The following is a 17,866-nucleotide window of genomic DNA, read 5'->3' on the forward strand; positions in this document are numbered from 1 at the left end:
ATGAACGTAACCAGCGTAGATAGGCCATCCGTGGCCTAGCTACGCTTTTTAACAGCATCCATGCTGTAAATTACTCACCATTAATTCAATTTCGGGTGTGATCACGGGGGAGTTGTCTTGGCAGCGGTCTTTAATTCAATAATGAGTTAATGCTTGTTTACAATGCACTTTTTAGTACACTAACTACTGGCAAACAGGGAGTAGTTTTAATGCAGCAAATTGGTATTTACGAGCAGTTAATTACGCAAGTAATTGAGCAAAACTTAAATCGTGATCAATTTTATGTTGGCGAGCGCCAGCTTGAAACGGCCGAAGCGGCAACATGGCTTTCACGCTTTTTAGGTAAACTTGTTGCTCATGCAATTAATGCTATTCCTAATTCAAACGAGCGGTTACAAGAGCAAATTAGCCTTGCTAACAACCTTGTTCTTTGGCTTAAAGATCATATAAAAGATGATGAGCTTATTAACGAAAACCTTATTGATAGCCAAGGCCGAATACTTACTGCACTGTTTAATACCCAAAACCCTATTGCTGCAAATCTTAAAGAATACTCTCACGATATATTCCCGCTAACGGGCCTTACGCAAAGCGAATTATTTAGCGGTGCTAATGCAGGTATATCGCTCGAAACCGAGCTAAAGCGCGAGATAAAATCGTCCGACACTATTTACTGGCTTGTCTCATTTATAAAATGGACGGGCCTGCGCATTTTTAAAAGTGAGCTTGAAGCCTTTACCAAAAGCGGCAATAAACTCAAAGTTATTACTACTTCGTACATGGGCGCAACGGATGCTAAAGCCGTTGAGTTTTTAGCAAACCTGCCAAATACCGAAGTAAAGCTAAGTTATAATAATCAGCAAGAGCGCTTACATGCTAAATCTTACTTATTTATGCGCAATACAGGTTTTCATACAGGTTATATTGGCTCGTCTAACTTATCGCATTCGGCGCTTACCAGCGGCCTTGAGTGGAACTTAAAAATTACCGCGCAAGAAATCCCGCACATAATAGCTAAAACCAAAAGTACCTTTGAAACCTACTGGGAATCAAAAGACTTCGAGCTATTTACAGGCGCAGTTGAGTGTAAAGAAAAGCTAATAAATTCACTTAATGAGCAACGCGGTGTTGGGCAATCAAGCAGCCAGTTTTATTTTGATATAACACCAAAAACGCATCAACTCGCTATTTTAGAAAAACTAAGTGCTGAGCGCAGCGTTCATAATCGCTTTAAAAACTTAGTGGTTGCTGCAACGGGCACGGGTAAAACTATAATATCGGCGTTCGACTTTAAAACCGTTTACGATAAAAACCCAAATGCCCACTTTTTGTTTGTCGCCCACCGCGAAGAAATACTCAAACAAGCGCAAAGCGCTTACCGTGGCGTGCTTAAAAATAACGACTTTGGTGAGCTGTGGGTAGGTAACTACAAACCACAACGTTATAACCAATTATTTGCATCAATCCAAACGCTGAATAGCCAAATTGAATCACTCAATTTAACCAATGATTACTACGACTACATAGTAATCGACGAAGTACATCACGTAAGCGCTGCAAGTTATCGCGCTATATTAAACCACTTTACGCCTAAAATATTACTTGGCTTAACAGCTACGCCAGAGCGACAAGACGGTGCAAATATACTCGATGATTTTTGCGGTGTAATAGCCGCCGAAATTCGCTTACCAGAGGCAATAAATCAGCGACACTTATGCCCATTTCAATACTTTGGACTAGATGACGACACAGACCTAAGCAAAATAACATGGCGAGGCTCTAAAAATGGCGGCCGTTACGATATAAGCGAGCTAAGTAACCTTTATACAGGTGAAAACAACCGCGCTAACAAAATTATAGCCAGCCTTGCCGATATAGTGACCAACGTACATGCTATTAAAACGCTAGCGTTTTGCGTAAGCCAAAAACACGCTGAATTTATGGCCTCTAAATTTAACTTAGCAGGCATAAGTGCCGATGTGCTTACCAGCAAAAATACTAATGAGCGCGCGGCCAAACAACAAGCACTTCGCCAAGGCGAAATACAAATACTCTGTGTAGTTGATATTTTTAACGAAGGTGTCGATATTCCAGAGGTTGATACGCTACTGTTTTTGCGCCCCACTGAAAGCCTAACGCTGTTTTTACAACAGCTAGGCCGTGGTTTGCGCCTGCCCGATAACAGCCAAAAGCAGTGCTGTACCGTACTCGACTTTGTAGGCAATGCTCGCCCAGAATATGACTTTGCGAGTAAATTCCGCGCACTCATTGGTAAAAGTAATCAGCCAATAAAAACCGAAATCGAAAACAATTTCCCGCATCTACCGCTGGGTTGCCGTATAGAGCTACAAAAACGCACACAACAAACAATATTAAAAAATATTCAGCAAGCTATAAACTCTAAACGCCGTTTACAGCAGCTTATAAATAGCTATTCGCAACATACCAATGACGCGCTAACGCTAAGTAACTTTTTACGCATAAACCCACAAGTCACGCTTGAAGATATATACAAACCAAAAGATAAAAAGCTTGGTGGCTGGCACTGGCTTAAAGACGATGAAATTCCAGCAGAACAAGCCGATATTTACGCCGCGTATTACCGCGCTATCAACACCCAATTACTCGGCTGCGACTCGCTCAGCTACTTATGCTTTTTACGTGATTTATGTAATAACAACTTTAGCTTTATGCCAACACCACAAAACCAACAGTACGCGCTTATGGCGCATTACAACTTTTGGGATAGTACAGGCGAAAGTTTAGGGTTTAAAACCCTTGAGCAAAGCTTACAAGCACTTAAACACAAAGAGCTACAGCACGAACTTACACAAGTAATTACGCTATTAATTAACCGCATACACCAGCAAGAAAGCGATTTAGCATGCCTACCTAATCACCCAATAAAATTACACAGCCGCTACACACGCCAACAAATACTCGCCGCGTTTGGGGCGCACTCGTTTGATAAAAAATCGACCGCCCGTGAAGGCGTTTTAGAATTTAAAAATCAAAACCTAGAGCTGTTATTTGTAACGCTCAACAAGTGTGAAAAAACCTACTCGCCCACCACGCTGTATCACGATTACGCTATCAGCCCTACTTTGTTCCATTGGCAAACGCAAAACAGCGCCCGCCCAGAACACGGCCGAGGCCTTAGTTATATTCAGCACCAAAAAACAGGCAAAACCATCCTGTTATTTGTGCGCGAACAAGGCAAAGATGAAAACGGCAGAACTATGGGATTTGTAAACTACGGCGAGGTAAAATACCAACACCACAACGGTAGCCAGCCGATGAATATAACATGGGAGTTAACCAACCCCATGCCAAGTGAAATGTGGTATGAGGCTGGGAAATTAGCGGTTGGGTGAAGTTTAGCTGTCCAGATTTGAATTATTGCAAACTCCCCCAAATATTCTTTCAAGCTCAGATGTCTGTATCTCTATATTATCGTCATTAAATGTATGAGTGATTAACTTGAAAGGGCTATTATTATTATAGAAATTCAAATAAAAAATAGGCTTAGAAATTGAAATAGCATACTCAATTTCCATAATAATCCAAGGGGAGGCTATCGAGTTACCAGCTTCCATTGAATTTTTAGTTTCCAAGAAGATAACAGCACCAGATTGCTCTATTCTCTTTTTTAATACCATTTTAGTATAATCACTTAGTAACTCTCGCTTTAAAAAGTCATTATCACTTGTCCAATCACAATACACCGTCAATCCGTGCATGTTTAAACAAGACTTCAATTTTTTTACTAATTTAGTATCGCGAAAGCTATGGGAAATAAAAACATGAAATGACTTTTTATTTTGAAGTCTATTACCTTCTATTAATTGATACAGGTGTTCGGGAGTACCTATAAAGTCACTTTTTTCTGTTTGATATGGCTTTACTTTTCCTTTAAACTTTTTCCTAAGATTGACATAAAAATCTAACTTTTGGATATGATCAAATGCCATAACTCTGATTTGGTCATTTTTTTCACTATCATTTAATTTTTGAAAAAAAGTTATTACCTTTTTGGTCCTATACTTTTTTAGCTCATTGAATATTTCAATTTTCTCTGTAATTTTTATACCTTTTTTATGGTATGCAGAAATAAAAACATCGATATATAAAGGTTCAACAATTTGAAGATCTTTATTTAATATTTCTTGTTTACTCGCTTGAATAACCTGCCTTTTTTTGGCTTTTTCTAAAAGTTCTTTATATATAGTTTTAGACTTGCCCGCATCATGATTATTCTTATGATTAATTTTATATTCATATGAAAGCATGTGCTTCACTTTTGGCAAACGATAAAAAAACACGTCTGGTTTATCATGAAAGTATCTCTTTTTTTTACCAACTTTGTTGAGGAAAGAGTCTTTACTCTCGTATAATTCATATCTCAACTTCACTTGAGTCCATTCAATCGGAAAAAACAGCTTAAAAAATTCAAGTAAAATGTATTTATCATATTTAAGTGGTAATGCTTTTGAAGTCAAGTCCAAGGGCTTAGAGAGTGACTTTTGAACGCTACGAGTTTGTGATAAATATTTTTTCTTAACAATACCTGTCATGCTTTTCCTATATTATCACCTAGGGTGATATATAAATTAACAGCGAAATTGGTATCCCCAACTTATAAGTTAATTACTTTTCCACTGATTAACTAAAAAATAGCGTGTTTTGATTATAGTTTTTGTGACTAGAATATTTATCGAACACAAAGTACCCTTTATTCTTTTAACATCAAATCCACAATTTTAATTATTTTCGAAATTAGCTGCTCAGGCTTGTTTACCATTACTCCTAGTTCTTTAATAGCGGCAATAAGATCGGTATTATTTTCATCATAATATTTAGAAATTTCAGACATAACTTCCTCCCATATCTCTTTTGCCATGAATCCGCTACATCCTACTGGTATTAGCGCCAATCCTAATTGGTGAGCTATTTCAAATTCTTTTTTGACCCCTTGTGCAATTTCCAATTTTCCATTAACGAGTTTATTACCCATAAAAAATATTGCTATGCCGGCAGTGCTAATCACCTCATTTCTGTATTTTTCCCAAGTTTGCTCCCTTTCTTTTGGATCTTCTATATATTGCGGGAAAGGCTTCATATTTAGATAATTACTTACTTGTCCATTTTGATATTCATACACTCCTTGAATAGCTCCTGTTATGAAAGCATTACCAATACCTAATCCTATACCAGAAGAGATTTTATAGTTTTTTTCAATTAAAACTTTACCAAGGCGGCATAAAAAAGACTCAACATCACATTGTTTAAAAGGAGTAAAGTCGTGAGCACTTCCAGACAAAAAAATTGTTTTTCGTCTATGAAGCCTTTCAATCCTTTGTAATATCTCCGTTATATCAGAGTATTCTTTTACTAATATTGTTTTAACTTGGAATCTCGACAAGTCTTTGATCAGTAAACCTTGTTTTATTTTTGCATTTTCGTAAAGAGCAATAGAATCAAAGTTAGTTTCATCGCATTCTTTAAATATACAATAATGCTGCCTTTGGTGCTTTTCAAAATATGCTCTTACGCGACTCATAATATAATCTAAATTAGGGTCAGTGAAACTAAACCCTAAAAAAAGAAAGGTTTTTGATACTAAATCTCCTGATAATGCCGTTATGTAGGGCTGCATTTTAAGCGGGTACTGTTCGTAATCGTCTTTAGTCAAGACTGCACTATCTGGGTGGTCTATATCACCATGCATTTTGTATACTACTGCATCTCTTTTTTTCTTTGTAAGTGCAAGATGATTATTAGTATATTTTATATCGACTATCTTGTGCGTATTTTCTAAAGACTTTTCAATTAACTTATCGTAGTTTGTTGTCCAATACGTTTTAATGGGAAGACGAGATAAAATTTGATGATTTTTAGTAGGACTTTTAGCAGTAGCTATTTCATCCATCAGCTGCTGGCTTATTCTATTTCTTCCATTTTCGTTTAAGTAAAATTGAGCAAGACCAACTAAATCTATTTCCTCTTCAATATTTAAATGCAGTTCATCTGCAAGTGGTCTAAGAAGCTCTTTCCAATTAACGTACCCTGCAGATGAAGAAAGGCCAGCACCAGCAAATATGGCAATGTTGTTCTCCTCTAACTCACTAATAACATATTGAATAAATTGCTCTTGCTCATGATTCATTTTAACCTCCTAATTGTTTTACTGCATTAGCTTAGGCTATTAACTCGCAAGCCAATCATTTAATCTTTCAGCAGTGTTAGTACGATAATCATAAACTAACCACAGATTCGATGAAAACCCATCCAACTGACCCCACACAATATGCCTATAAAGTCCTAAATACTCTTGTTGGGCCCATGATTGATCATTTTTATTAGTAGTAACAGGTAAGAGTGCTACATTTCTTGAGGATAGATATATATCTCCAATTCCTAACTCCCATGGAACCCACTTAGAATTCTGACTATTTTTAGTTATAAATACTACTTGTTTACGACTTACTTTTATCTGTTTTTTCAGGATAAGTGCTGTTTCAGGGTTTGGGTTAACAGGTAATCTATCATCTCCTAAATCACAATATACTGAAGCACCATGGCTTTCTAGTAGATGAATAACACTGGGTAAATACTCCTCATCCTTTGAAGAATGAGACAAGAAGGTATCTTTATTATTCTTTGAGGCTGAATGAGATTTTAAGGCTACCCTCCTTTCCATAGTAAGTGCATCATTAAATCTTCTAAGATCCTCAAAAGTAATAAAATCAACCATTATCACGCCTTAATAAACAAGTATCAATTTTTGACAGATCGAGCCTACTAATTTGCTTTATTAGTAATAGCATGATTAATCCAATTTGAAATGTTTGCAGATATTTCTGTGTATGCATTATTCGATTTAGGATCATAACAGGGGATGAATTCAGATAACTTTTTCCCATTGTCAAATTTTATAAGCTCAAATGGATTTACTCCTTTACAACTGACACCATTTCTAGGACATTTTAGATTATGAATATGAATACCTAAAATAGCTTTACCATCGTTCCAGGCTTTTATTATTTCATGCTTAACCCAAGGCCTCTGAGCTGTTTCACTGCCTATCAAAACTATAATACACCGCTTATATTTCATATTTTGATCTATCCAATTTTCCACAGCTTTTTTGCCCGTCCTTTTTAATGTTTCCCACTCATTCGGCGTGGTTGGAGCATTCCCTTCAATAGAGCCTATATTTCTAATCTGCTGAACTCTCATCACATCATTACCGAAATGAAAACTATAAAAAACAGGTACTCTTGCCATTTTTTTCTCCATGTTAATTGTTGATATTCCACCTAGCATCCCGCCTAAAAAGACACCACCAATACCTGGAAGTATTAGATTACCTAAAACCCCTCCCATAATTACCGGAATTAGACTATCTGCATTACTATTGTTTTTATTTAAATTTCTCTTCGGTGACTTTAATTTTTTATATATTTTCATTTTTGTGTGTACACCTACATTTACCTAAGAACAATAGTCTAGTTTGTATACGTGATATCTAAACAATACACTCCAATTCCCCGTGATCACACCTGAAACTGAGTTAATGATGAGTAATTTACAGCATGGCGGAATTTTGTTCCCGACAAATTCCAAGTACCTAAATCCCTTTAGGCAATGCTGTACAAAGCGTAGCTTGGCCATGGATGGCCTATCTACGCTGGTTACGTTCACATCATTAACGTAAGTTGAAGATAAAGTGTGATCTTCGGGTGCGCCGTGGGATTCCAAAGGGCGGTCGGCGGCAGCCGCCCTTTGGTTGCCATCGCCAACGCGATATAACCTCGGATAGAGATTATTAATCCCTTAAACTCTCACGCAAAATAGCTATTTAAAAAGCTTCGCTTTTCGCGCGAGCAAGCTCAGCGCCTTGTATCTACAAGTTAAAGCGCGATATAAAATCGCACCTACAACTATTCCACAACTACCTGTTTAAACCGCGCAAATGTTCGCATGCTTTCATCAGCAATCATTACTTCATAATCTGGGTTTTGAGCGATTAACTCATATTGCCCATTTGGTAATTTATTAACTTTGCGCAGTAAATACTGCCCATCACCGCTTATATCGTCTCGCTCTATCGCGACTATTTGGCCGCGTAACGATCCTGCTTTATCGGATGTTATAAGCTCAAGTAGCAGTAAATCACCATCCAGTATTGGATGTTTACCGCCGTTCATAGAGTTACCCGAAGCGCGTGCTAAAAAATGCACGTTTGGATCAAGCTTGCCTGCGCCAAGTGGCGCGTCCATCAATTCCATACCGCTTTCATCCCCTGTTTTAAAATGCCCACAGGCAATTCTAATATTGGGAAAGAACGGCAGTTTTAGCGCGTTATCTTGTTCTTTTGCTGTATCGGCTAACTCTTTAAACGCTAACTGAGTTACATTGTCAGCTTTTTGCTCTGTATTTTGTTCCGTGGTTGGCGTTTTTACTTTTAGTCGCTGGCTGTATTTAGCTAAGGTGTATTCAACCAGTTCTAACACGGCGCCGTTTAGTAACTCGCATTTTTCTGCGGGTACGTCAAACGTGGCTTTTACGGTGTTGTTTTGTAAGGTAAACCATTGTGTGCCGTCTTTATTTTTATTGGTGTAGGCTTTAATTGGATTTTTACGCCAGTAGCTCTGCCATGTTTGCGAATCTGCAGCTGCTTGCTGTTCTTTAATAGGTAAATCGTGTTGCTTTAAATTTGGATGGCGCGCGAGTACCTTTGCACTCATTACAGCAAGTTCTGCAACTGTTGGGGGGTTAGCAAAGCCATTTAAAGCAACATAAGCCTCAAGAAAAATAGCTTTGAAGCATTTGGTCATACTGGTAGTTTGTATGCCTTTATGTAAAAAGTCGTAAAACGGTGCTAATTGCTTGGCACTTTGCTGTGCTTCGTCATCAATATTTTGTATTTTAGCAATTAGATCAAACCAACTAGTGTAGTTGCTGTTTACCTTTTTTATATCGCCGTAGTGGTAGTAAAACTCACTTAATGTAGGTAAATGCCCTAGTTGCTCGGCAAGTTGTGTTATATCTTCTAACGCTGTGGTGCGCTGTATTTTGGCTAGCTGCTGCCAAAAGTTGGTAACTTTTAAGTCAATATTTATAAAGCAGCCATCAGCAAGGTTTGGTTTTTTAAGCTTTTTAACTACACCAGTTGGCGTGGTTTCATGAAGTAGCGCATAAGGTTTATTTAAAAAGCTGTGGTGGTTACCAATAAAATCGAGCACCACTAAATGTGTTTTACCTTCGAGGGTGCGTAAACCCCGCCCTAATTGCTGTAAAAAGAGTATTTTAGAGTCGCTTGGGCGCAGCATTAATATGGTATCAATGCTTGGTAAATCAGTGCCTTCGTTAAATAGGTCAACAGTAAATAGTACTTCAACTTTACGCTGTTCTAATTGTTTAAGCGCCTCATTACGTCGTACTTTTGATTGGCTATGCACTGATAGCGCTTTTACACCCGCTTTATTAAATGCAGCAGCCATATAATCGGCATGTTTGGTAGATATACAAAAGCCCAATGTGCGCTGCTGTTTGTATTGCTGCCACTGTAAAAGTGCATGGTCTGCCCGTTTTTGGGTTGCAAATTTGTTTTCAAGTGCTGCTGGATCAAATCGGCCATTACGCCACGGAATAGCTTGGTAGTTTACGTTTTCATCCCAAATACCGTAGTAATGAAATGGCACTAACGTTTTTTGGTCTATCCCCTGCGTTAAGTTACGCTCAAATACTAGGTTGTTGTCGCATAACCCTAAAATATCAGCTTGGTCGGTACGCTCTGGTGTAGCTGTTAAACCCAGTAAAAACTTGGGTTCAAAGTAGTTTAAAAGCTGGCGATATACGCGCGCACTTGCATGATGAAATTCGTCAACAATAATGTAATCAAATGCCGTTGGTGCAAACTGCTTTAAGTGATTACTTCGGCCAATGGTTTGAATAGAGGCAAACAAACACTCAGCGTTTTTGTCTCGCTGTTTACCGTTATAAAACCCAGTAGATAGAGTAAGTAATTCAGAAAATGTACGCTGTGCTTGCAAAAGTATTTCTTCACGATGCGCTACAAATAAAACACGTTTTGCTTTGAATTGTTTTACATCAAATGCACTTAACCATGTTTTACCCATACCCGTTGCTAAAACCACTAAGCCACGCTTAAAGCCCTCAGTACGCGTTTGCGCTAAGGCATTAAGCGCTTCAATTTGAGCTGTCCTTGGTGTTTTAGCTTCATTCTTTTCAATAACTTGCTCAGCTGTATCAGCGTGGTTTACCGATACAAACTGCTGTGTTTTACGCCTAGTAATGTAGCTATTTATCCATTCATGGCTTAGATGGGTAACAAATTCGTGATTAAAAATATTTTCAAAAGCTGTGCGTATACTAAAAAACTGCTTCGCTGCTTGGCTTGTTTTTGGTTGTGTATAATCGTGTCTAAAATTCCACTCATGCCCTTTGGTTAATGCGCTGGCACTAATATTACTTGAGCCAATAAAGGCACAGCCATCTGTAATCTCTTTTTGGTCGTTTGTTTTGACAAAAATATACGACTTCATATGAAAACTTTGATTACTGTGTGTTTGGTAAATACGCACATCGGCTCCACGATCTACCAATGCCATGAGTTCTCTCAACGCATTAGGATGAGTAATATCTAGGTAATCTGAGGTAAGTAATTTAAGTGTTGCACCACTTTGCAAAGCTTCACTGAGTGGATCAAACAACAAAGCTAAGCCACTTGGCTGAATAAATGAAACCGTAACTTCAATCTCAGTGGCATTATTTATGGCATGCACAAGATTAGGTAATAACGGGTCATTATCACCCGTAATAAGCTGCTGGTTATTACTTTGCAGGTGTTGATGTTCACTAAAACTATTCACTTATAATTTCGCTTTGCTATGCGTTAACAAGGCATTGAGCCACACTTCACTTTCGCGCTCTGGGCGCTGATCAACACTTTGCCATTGTTTAATAGCTTTTAACTGCGTATGGCTAAGTAAATGCGTTAAAGAATTTTCGTTTAAATCGGTAAATTTACGACCATTATACACACGCTCTGTATCGCCATATTTAAACGATACATACAAAACACCGTTTGGTTTTAGTGCATTTTGTAGGTTTAAAAATACCTGTGGTAATTCAGCTTTTGGCACGTGTAATAAACTGGCGCAGCACCAAATAGCATCGTATTTATTAACGCAATCTAGCTGCTGGAAGGTTTTAACGTCGACGGGTTGTTGTAAGTAACTGCTTGCTAATGCGGCAAGCTCTGGGCTTGCATCAAACGCGCTAACAGTAAAACCCTGTTGTTTAAAGTAAGCAGCATCGCGGGCACTGCCGCACCCGGCATCTAAAATATGGCCGTGTTCGGTAACGTGTGGCAAAAACTCAGCATACAGCACTGACATATCAACATTTAAGGTTGAATCACTAAAGCTTTGTGCGTTTTGATTGTAGTAACTAAGTGTGGAGTTTGACACGAGACACACCGCTCCTTGGTTTATCTGTTAATAACTAACGTATTATTAAGTTAGTATTCATTTAAAACAATTTACCTGATTGGTAAAAATAAATATAGGCTTATTAGTTATATAACCAATAAAAACTACGCCGTTATCATTAATACGCGCCTGCTTTTACAATTATGTAAATTTAGCCTTAACTTTTAAACAATTAAGTACAAGCTTTTGTTATTACTAAATTTAAAAAACCACACAACACGTTTAAATTAATCCGAGTGTATAATCGTGCCTACACATTAAAAGCTGCGCTTTTCGCGTCAGCAAGCTCAACGCCTACAGCCCATAAGCGCGAAGTAAACTCCCGCTACTCTTGTACATTAACCTTGGTTAATTTTTACCTAAAACCTCAAGCCTGACATCTAAAACCTGCTCTTGCCATACTGGCTATTTTTTAAGTTTCTTTTACCTTTCATCTTTGGCTTTGGATCTGTATAATTCGCCAGCTAATTTACCCTATTGTCTGGTTCTTGTTTGTGGCGTTTTGCTGCAGCCTATCCCTGTCAGTACTTTTTCTAGGATTACATTTTTTTGATCTCCACCGCAAATATCACGATGCAGTTTGGCGCAGAGCCGTTGTTTGAAAACATTTCAGCTAAATTTGGTAACGGTAACCGTTACGGTTTAATTGGCGCTAACGGCTGCGGCAAGTCGACTTTCATGAAAATTTTAAGCGGGGCACTTGTGCCAAGTGCCGGTAATGTATCTATTACTCCTGGGTTAAAAGTAGGTAACCTAAGCCAAGACCAGTTTGCATTTGAAGAATTTAGCGTAGTTGACGCTGTAATTATGGGCGACGTGGAGCTTTGGAAAGTAAAGCAAGAGCGCGAACGTATTTACTCTTTGCCAGAAATGAGCGAAGACGATGGCATGAAAGTAGCTGAGCTAGAAAGCGTATTTGCAGAAATGGACGGTTACACGGCAGAAAGCCGCGCTGAAGAAATTTTGCTAGAAGCGGGTATCGATAAAGAATTTCATTATGGCTTAATGGCAAACGTAGCGCCGGGCTGGAAACTACGTGTGCTTTTAGCACAGGCGTTGTTTGCAAACCCTGATATTTTGCTACTCGATGAACCTACAAATAACTTGGATATTCATACAATTACTTGGCTTGCTAACGAGCTTAACAAGCGTAAATGTACCATGATTATTATTTCGCATGACCGTCACTTTTTAAACTCGGTATGTACACACATGGCCGACATTGATTACGGCGAGCTGCGTATTTACCCTGGTAACTACGAGAAATTTTTAGAAGCTGCTGGCCTACAACGCGAGCAATTACTTGCTGAAAACGCGAAAAAGAGCGCTGAAATTGACGAACTACAAGACTTTGTTAACCGTTTTGGTGCTAACGCATCTAAAGCGAAACAAGCAAGTTCGCGTGCTAAAAAAATGGATAAAATTAAACTTGATGAAGTTAAATCGTCAAGCCGTATGAGCCCTTCGCTAAGCTTTGACGAAGGTAAAAAAATGTATCGCCAAGCGCTTGAAGTTAATAAAATTGGCCATGGCTTTGATGGCGAAATGTTGTTCTCTGGCGGCGACTTATTACTTGAAGCCGGCGCTAAGCTTGCGGTAATTGGCGAAAATGGTGTGGGTAAAACTACCTTTTTACGCTGTTTAGTAGACGAGCTTAAAAGCTTAGAGGGCGAAGTTAAGTGGTCTGAAAATGCTACTTTTGGTTATTGCCCGCAAGACAGCACTAAAGATTTTGATAACGACTTAACCTTGTTTGATTGGATGTCGCAGTGGCGCACCGCTAAGCACAACGATTTAATGGTACGTGGCATGTTAGGCCGTTTGTTGTTTACAGCAGACGATTCAAACAAAAAAGCGCGTAACTGTTCAGGTGGTGAAAAAAACCGTTTGTTATTTGGTAAGTTAATGATGCAAGACGTTAACGTACTAGTAATGGACGAGCCTACAAACCACATGGATATGGAAGCCATTGAAGCACTTAACAATGCGTTAAAAGACTTCCAAGGTACGCTTATTTTTGTAAGCCATGACCGTGAGTTTGTATCGTCACTTGCTACGCGTATTATTGATATTAAAGATAAACAAGTAATCGACTTTCAAGGCTCGTTTGACGAGTACCTAGCCAGTTGTGAAGAGAAAAAAGTAGCGTAATAACAGCTTTTAAATAATACTCTATTTAAATATTAAGTAAAAACGGTGCTAGCTTTAGCGCCGTTTTTTTGTTCTTGTTATTTGCGTTTCGAGCTTGGGCTTTGGCCTGTGAGCAATTGTTTTTTAAGTAATTAACTCACAAAGAGGCTATGAGGCGCTGCGCTTTAGAGGGTGAAAAGAGCTGTAAGTTTCGAACTGCGGATAAAATGGAACTGCTCTACTCATTCACTCTCATTACCTACTCTTTGTGCAATTTTTGTAGGCGGGGCTTTATGCCGCGCATTTTAAATAATAAAATGATCGCTTTTAAAATAAGCGACGTAATGTAATGTGAAGGGCTTAAAAAGTTGGCTGTCGGGTAACCAAGGTCACTGTGTATATTCCCCTTCGCCATGTAAGTTAAAAAAGGTGTATTTTTTGATGATTTATACACCTTATTTATTTAATTTAAAGTATTGAATTGAGTTAAGTAATTGTTCAGCTTAGTCGCGTTATTATGCAATCTAACTTATTGTTTTTCCCTTTGACATTATGTTGTTTTAAGTAGTTTTTGCCAGCTCACCTTGAGCTGGTTTTTTTTGCCTAATTTTTATCAATAGCGTCTAAAAATGTCTAATTGCTGCAAACTAACGTTAATTACCTAACCAGCGCTATAAAGTGTTTAACGAAACAGCAACCTCCTCTAGTACCCTGAATCTGTGCATGTTAAAGTTGCCTTAGCGATTTATTGATTTTATTTATTAGGCGTACTATGCGTTACTTTTTATTACTATTGTTTATTTGCGTAACTTTTAATTCTACAGCAATCATTGCTGCTGAAGATGACCCTTTTTCGGCTCCCACCGAGCAGCAACAAAACCAAGCTGTTGATGGGCTAGCTGCTCCTATGTATAAACCGCTAATGGAGCGTTATATTCTTGATGAGCTTAGAGCTGTGCGTCAAGATCAGCAAAAACTGCGTGAGGATGTAACTAAACAAGTAACTCATGCCCAGCTAGATACCGCTGACCGTGCAATTACCTATACTACTGATACCATTAACAATGTATTTTTTATTATTACTGCTACCGCATCAATTTTAGTATTAGTTGGTTGGAACTCACTGCGCGATGTTAAAAATAAAGTAGAAGATATAGTAAATACCCGAGTAAGCGTTATTACTGATGAGTATGAAGATCGCTTAAAAATTCTTGAAGAAAAACTGCGCGTTCGCTCTGAAGAAATACTCAGTAACCAAGAACGAATTTCGGTCACTAATGAAGTTCATTCACTGTGGATGCGGGCTAATTTAGAAAGTGATTTTGCTAACAAAATTGAAATTTTTGACGAAATTTTAAAACGTAAACCTGAAGACGTAGAAGCCATTGCTTATAAAGCCGATGCGCTGCTAGAAATTAACGATACAACACAAGCTATTGAGCTATGTAACCAAGCAATAGAGATAGACAGTGATTATGGCTATGCTTATTGGCAACGTGCGTGTGCTTATGCGTTAATTCATGAACATGCCGATGCGTTAGCCGATATAAAAATGGCGTTAGATTACTCACCTAACTTACGCAATGAACTACTGCACGAGAGTGCGTTTGCTAGCCTACACGACAACCAAAGCTTTAACGAAATTTTGAGTGCGACTAGCGTTTAAAGTACAGATCTATTGCTTTACTGAGCAGCTCGTCGAGCTGCTCTTCAAACTCTACTATATTTATTTGAAAGTGATCAAAATACAGCTTGGCCTGAACTTGCGATAAGTTGCGGCTATTTACGCTGTATTGACGTTCACTTTTTTGCTTGTCGTAACGAGGGGTAAATAAAAATTGCGCATAATATGGTGATTTAATATGCTTATTAGCATAGCGACAAAAATCTTCTATGTGGCTTAGCCCTTGTGGGCCTAAACAGCCTGGCTCTACCCGATACTCTAGGCGAATTTTTTTCTCGTCGTTTAACTGCATTTTGATACTTACTTACCTAGTTATGAGTTATCGAAAAAATAACACACGAATTATTTTACCATCTTTAACTTGATAGCTTGAAATAAGCTCTGAGCGTTTATCTATTACGTTTTCATCTACTGAGCAGGTTTCTGATAATTCATGATCAATTACTATGTCGCCATGTACTATGCGTTTGATTGGTGATGAATGAATGCATTTTAGCTTTTTAAACATTAAGCCATAACGGGCTATTAGTTTTTCCTTACCTTTAAATAGCAGCTCGTTAGGGAAAATATAAAATTCAACGTCTTCGGCATAAACCCGAATAAACTCTTCAATATTACGGGCGTTATAGGCTTTAACTAATTGTTCAACCACAGCTAATGATTCGCGCGATTGTTTGGCTTTTGTTTGCTGCCTTTGCGTTAAGGCTTCTTTTGCTTGCGTTACCACTTGCTCAGCTTTGGCAATAGCGGCCGCTTTTTCCTCTTTATTTTTAATCTTTTCAACTGGCTTAGGGGTTTCGGTGCCAAGTACTTTTGAGTCGTCTACTTTGTTAGGATCAACAACTGGTTTTGTTAATACTGCCTCTTTATGCTCAAGGGTATTGAGTCTATCTGTAGCTTGTTGTTTTGACTCGTCGGCAGCTTGCTGCTCTTTTTCAATTGCAGGTTTAGCTTGCTCTGTACTGCTTTGCGCCGTTGTGTTGGTTTCTTGCTCTGTTGCGTAAACAAGTGCCGCGGCACCAATAAATATAAAAGCAAAAACGATAGGTAAAGATTTCATAGTTTTCCTAAAATGAGCACGAAATACTGTTAGGGCGCAACATAGCAAATTTTGCGGTTTTGGGGTAGTGATTATCTGTTTAGTACTAGGGCATGTTTGGTATTTAGCATGGTTATTACCCATTTAAAGGAATATCCACACTAAATAGGTACTTATTTACCTAAAAACCAAACACCCGGCTACACGTTTAAACAGGTAAAATAAACACACCTAACTACCAATATTGCTCAACCGTTATGTGGCCGGGGGTTCTGCGCCGATTGCGTTGGTAATTTTGGTTTATGAGTAACTCTGTGGTGTCTTTCACCATTTGCGGATTACCACAAATCATAAACTGTGCGTTTTCGGGCGTTGCATTTAGCCCAACGTGCGAAAACAATTGCTTATTAGCTATCGCATCCGTTATTCGGCCATGCAACCCTACATCAGCTTGCTCACGACTCACTACAGGAATGTAATTTAACTGCTTGGGATGAGCTTCAAGTAACGTGTTTATAAGCTCCTGATAGCTTAAATCGTCATTTAAACGCACGCCATGCACTAGGTTTATATGTTGATACTTTTGCCATACTTCGCTCTGTTGTAGCATGGACAAAAACGGCCCCAAAGCGGTGCCTGTACTTAGCATCCATAACTGTTCGCTGGCGGGTATTTCGTCAAGGGTAAAAAAGCCTGTAGCACGGCGCTCTATTAATACATTATCGCCTGGTTGTAGCTTGGCTAAATACGATGAGAGTAAACCGTCAACTACGTTTATTAAATAAAACTCTAAATTGGGGTCATCAGGGGCATTAACGTAGGAGTAAGCCCGTGCAATACGCTTATCGCCATCCATTATAGATAACTTAGTAAACTGCCCCGCTTTAAATGGCTCAACGTCGGCATTTACCGTTATGCTAAATAACGAGTCTGTCCACCAAGTAATTTTTTTTACTGTTGCATCAACCCAATTAGACATAGTTAGCTCCTATATTATCAGCTATAAAGTATTAAGGTTACTGACTTTAAACATGCGTTTTTATAGCTTAAACCTTAACACTAAGTAACAAATACTTATAGAGTAATTAGCTGCCAAATTTTACGAGTGAAAATAGGAAATAAATAAGTAGAGCTAGATTTATTTTTCACACAATCCACAGCTCTTTTCACCCACTAAAGCACAGCGCCTCATTGCCTCTTTGTGAACAGGTTTTTAATTTAAAATGCGCTACAACAATTTGCACAAAGAGAAGACAATGAGAGTAAATGAGTAGACATAAAATACATTGTTCTTGGCTTTGTTATTCCTCTAAAGCGCAGTGTCTACTAACCTCTTTTTAAACAGGTTTTAATTTAAAATGCGCGACAACAATTTGCACAAAGAAAAGACAATGGAGTAAATGAGTAGGCATAAAACACATTGTTCTTGGCTTTGTTATTCCTCTAAAGCGCAGTGTCTACTAACCTCTTTTTAAACAGGTTTTAATTTAAAAT

12 protein-coding genes are annotated in these 17,866 nt (G+C 38.3%); 3 read left to right on the top strand and 9 right to left on the bottom strand.

Annotated elements, in window-relative coordinates:
- Nucleotides 1-209: 209 nt before the first annotated feature.
- The gene (locus AAEY55_RS17145; RefSeq protein ID WP_197182359.1) at nt 210-3,374 is read left to right on the top strand and encodes a DEAD/DEAH box helicase; all 3,165 of its coding nucleotides are present in this window, start codon (nt 210-212) and stop codon (nt 3,372-3,374) included.
- A gap of 3 nt (nt 3,375-3,377) precedes the next feature.
- Here the strand turns inward: AAEY55_RS17145 and AAEY55_RS17150 are convergent, their stop codons facing one another.
- The 6 genes from AAEY55_RS17150 to AAEY55_RS17175 all read right to left on the bottom strand — a co-directional run bounded on the left by AAEY55_RS17150 (nt 3,378) and on the right by AAEY55_RS17175 (nt 11,498).
- Nucleotides 3,378-4,574 carry a toll/interleukin-1 receptor domain-containing protein gene (locus AAEY55_RS17150; protein ID WP_197182360.1) on the bottom strand — a complete coding sequence of 399 codons (1,197 nt, stop codon included), beginning with the start codon at nt 4,572-4,574 and terminating at the stop codon, nt 3,378-3,380.
- Nucleotides 4,575-4,732: 158 nt separating this feature from the next.
- Nucleotides 4,733-6,166 carry an SIR2 family protein gene (locus AAEY55_RS17155; RefSeq protein WP_350552405.1) on the bottom strand — a complete coding sequence of 478 codons (1,434 nt, stop codon included), beginning with the start codon at nt 6,164-6,166 and terminating at the stop codon, nt 4,733-4,735.
- A gap of 39 nt (nt 6,167-6,205) precedes the next feature.
- The gene (locus AAEY55_RS17160; protein WP_197182361.1) at nt 6,206-6,754 is read right to left on the bottom strand and encodes a toll/interleukin-1 receptor domain-containing protein; all 549 of its coding nucleotides are present in this window, start codon (nt 6,752-6,754) and stop codon (nt 6,206-6,208) included.
- A gap of 47 nt (nt 6,755-6,801) precedes the next feature.
- The gene (locus tag AAEY55_RS17165; RefSeq protein ID WP_231617974.1) at nt 6,802-7,470 is read right to left on the bottom strand and encodes a TIR domain-containing protein; all 669 of its coding nucleotides are present in this window, start codon (nt 7,468-7,470) and stop codon (nt 6,802-6,804) included.
- Between the two features lie 473 nt (nt 7,471-7,943).
- Entirely contained in the window at nt 7,944-10,898 is a 2,955-nt protein-coding gene (locus AAEY55_RS17170; RefSeq protein WP_182684215.1) for a DEAD/DEAH box helicase family protein, read from the bottom strand.
- Complete coding sequence (locus AAEY55_RS17175) at nt 10,899-11,498, bottom strand: class I SAM-dependent methyltransferase (RefSeq protein WP_350552410.1); 600 nt, start codon at nt 11,496-11,498, stop codon at nt 10,899-10,901. It abuts the gene before it with no gap.
- A gap of 570 nt (nt 11,499-12,068) precedes the next feature.
- Here AAEY55_RS17175 and AAEY55_RS17180 point away from each other — a divergent pair.
- Nucleotides 12,069-13,670, top strand: a complete 1,602-nt coding sequence (locus AAEY55_RS17180; protein WP_011329728.1) for an ABC-F family ATPase — start codon at nt 12,069-12,071, stop codon at nt 13,668-13,670.
- Between the two features lie 751 nt (nt 13,671-14,421).
- On the top strand, nt 14,422-15,315 hold the full coding sequence (locus AAEY55_RS17185; protein ID WP_182678126.1) for a TPR end-of-group domain-containing protein: 894 nt from the start codon (nt 14,422-14,424) through the stop codon (nt 15,313-15,315).
- Here AAEY55_RS17185 and AAEY55_RS17190 read toward each other — a convergent pair.
- The 3 genes from AAEY55_RS17190 to AAEY55_RS17200 all read right to left on the bottom strand — a co-directional run bounded on the left by AAEY55_RS17190 (nt 15,305) and on the right by AAEY55_RS17200 (nt 17,351).
- On the bottom strand, nt 15,305-15,625 hold the full coding sequence (locus AAEY55_RS17190) for a hypothetical protein (RefSeq protein WP_011329726.1): 321 nt from the start codon (nt 15,623-15,625) through the stop codon (nt 15,305-15,307). The genes AAEY55_RS17185 and AAEY55_RS17190 overlap by 11 nt on opposite strands.
- A 27-nt stretch (nt 15,626-15,652) precedes the next feature.
- The gene (locus tag AAEY55_RS17195; protein WP_089369040.1) at nt 15,653-16,393 is read right to left on the bottom strand and encodes a nuclear transport factor 2 family protein; all 741 of its coding nucleotides are present in this window, start codon (nt 16,391-16,393) and stop codon (nt 15,653-15,655) included.
- Nucleotides 16,394-16,607: 214 nt separating this feature from the next.
- On the bottom strand, nt 16,608-17,351 hold the full coding sequence (locus AAEY55_RS17200; RefSeq protein WP_350552413.1) for a ferredoxin--NADP reductase: 744 nt from the start codon (nt 17,349-17,351) through the stop codon (nt 16,608-16,610).
- Between the last annotated feature and the right edge of the window lie 515 nt (nt 17,352-17,866).

The organism is Pseudoalteromonas sp. 120-MNA-CIBAN-0494, assembly GCF_040308885.1.
Lineage (GTDB): Bacteria > Pseudomonadota > Gammaproteobacteria > Enterobacterales > Alteromonadaceae > Pseudoalteromonas > Pseudoalteromonas nigrifaciens.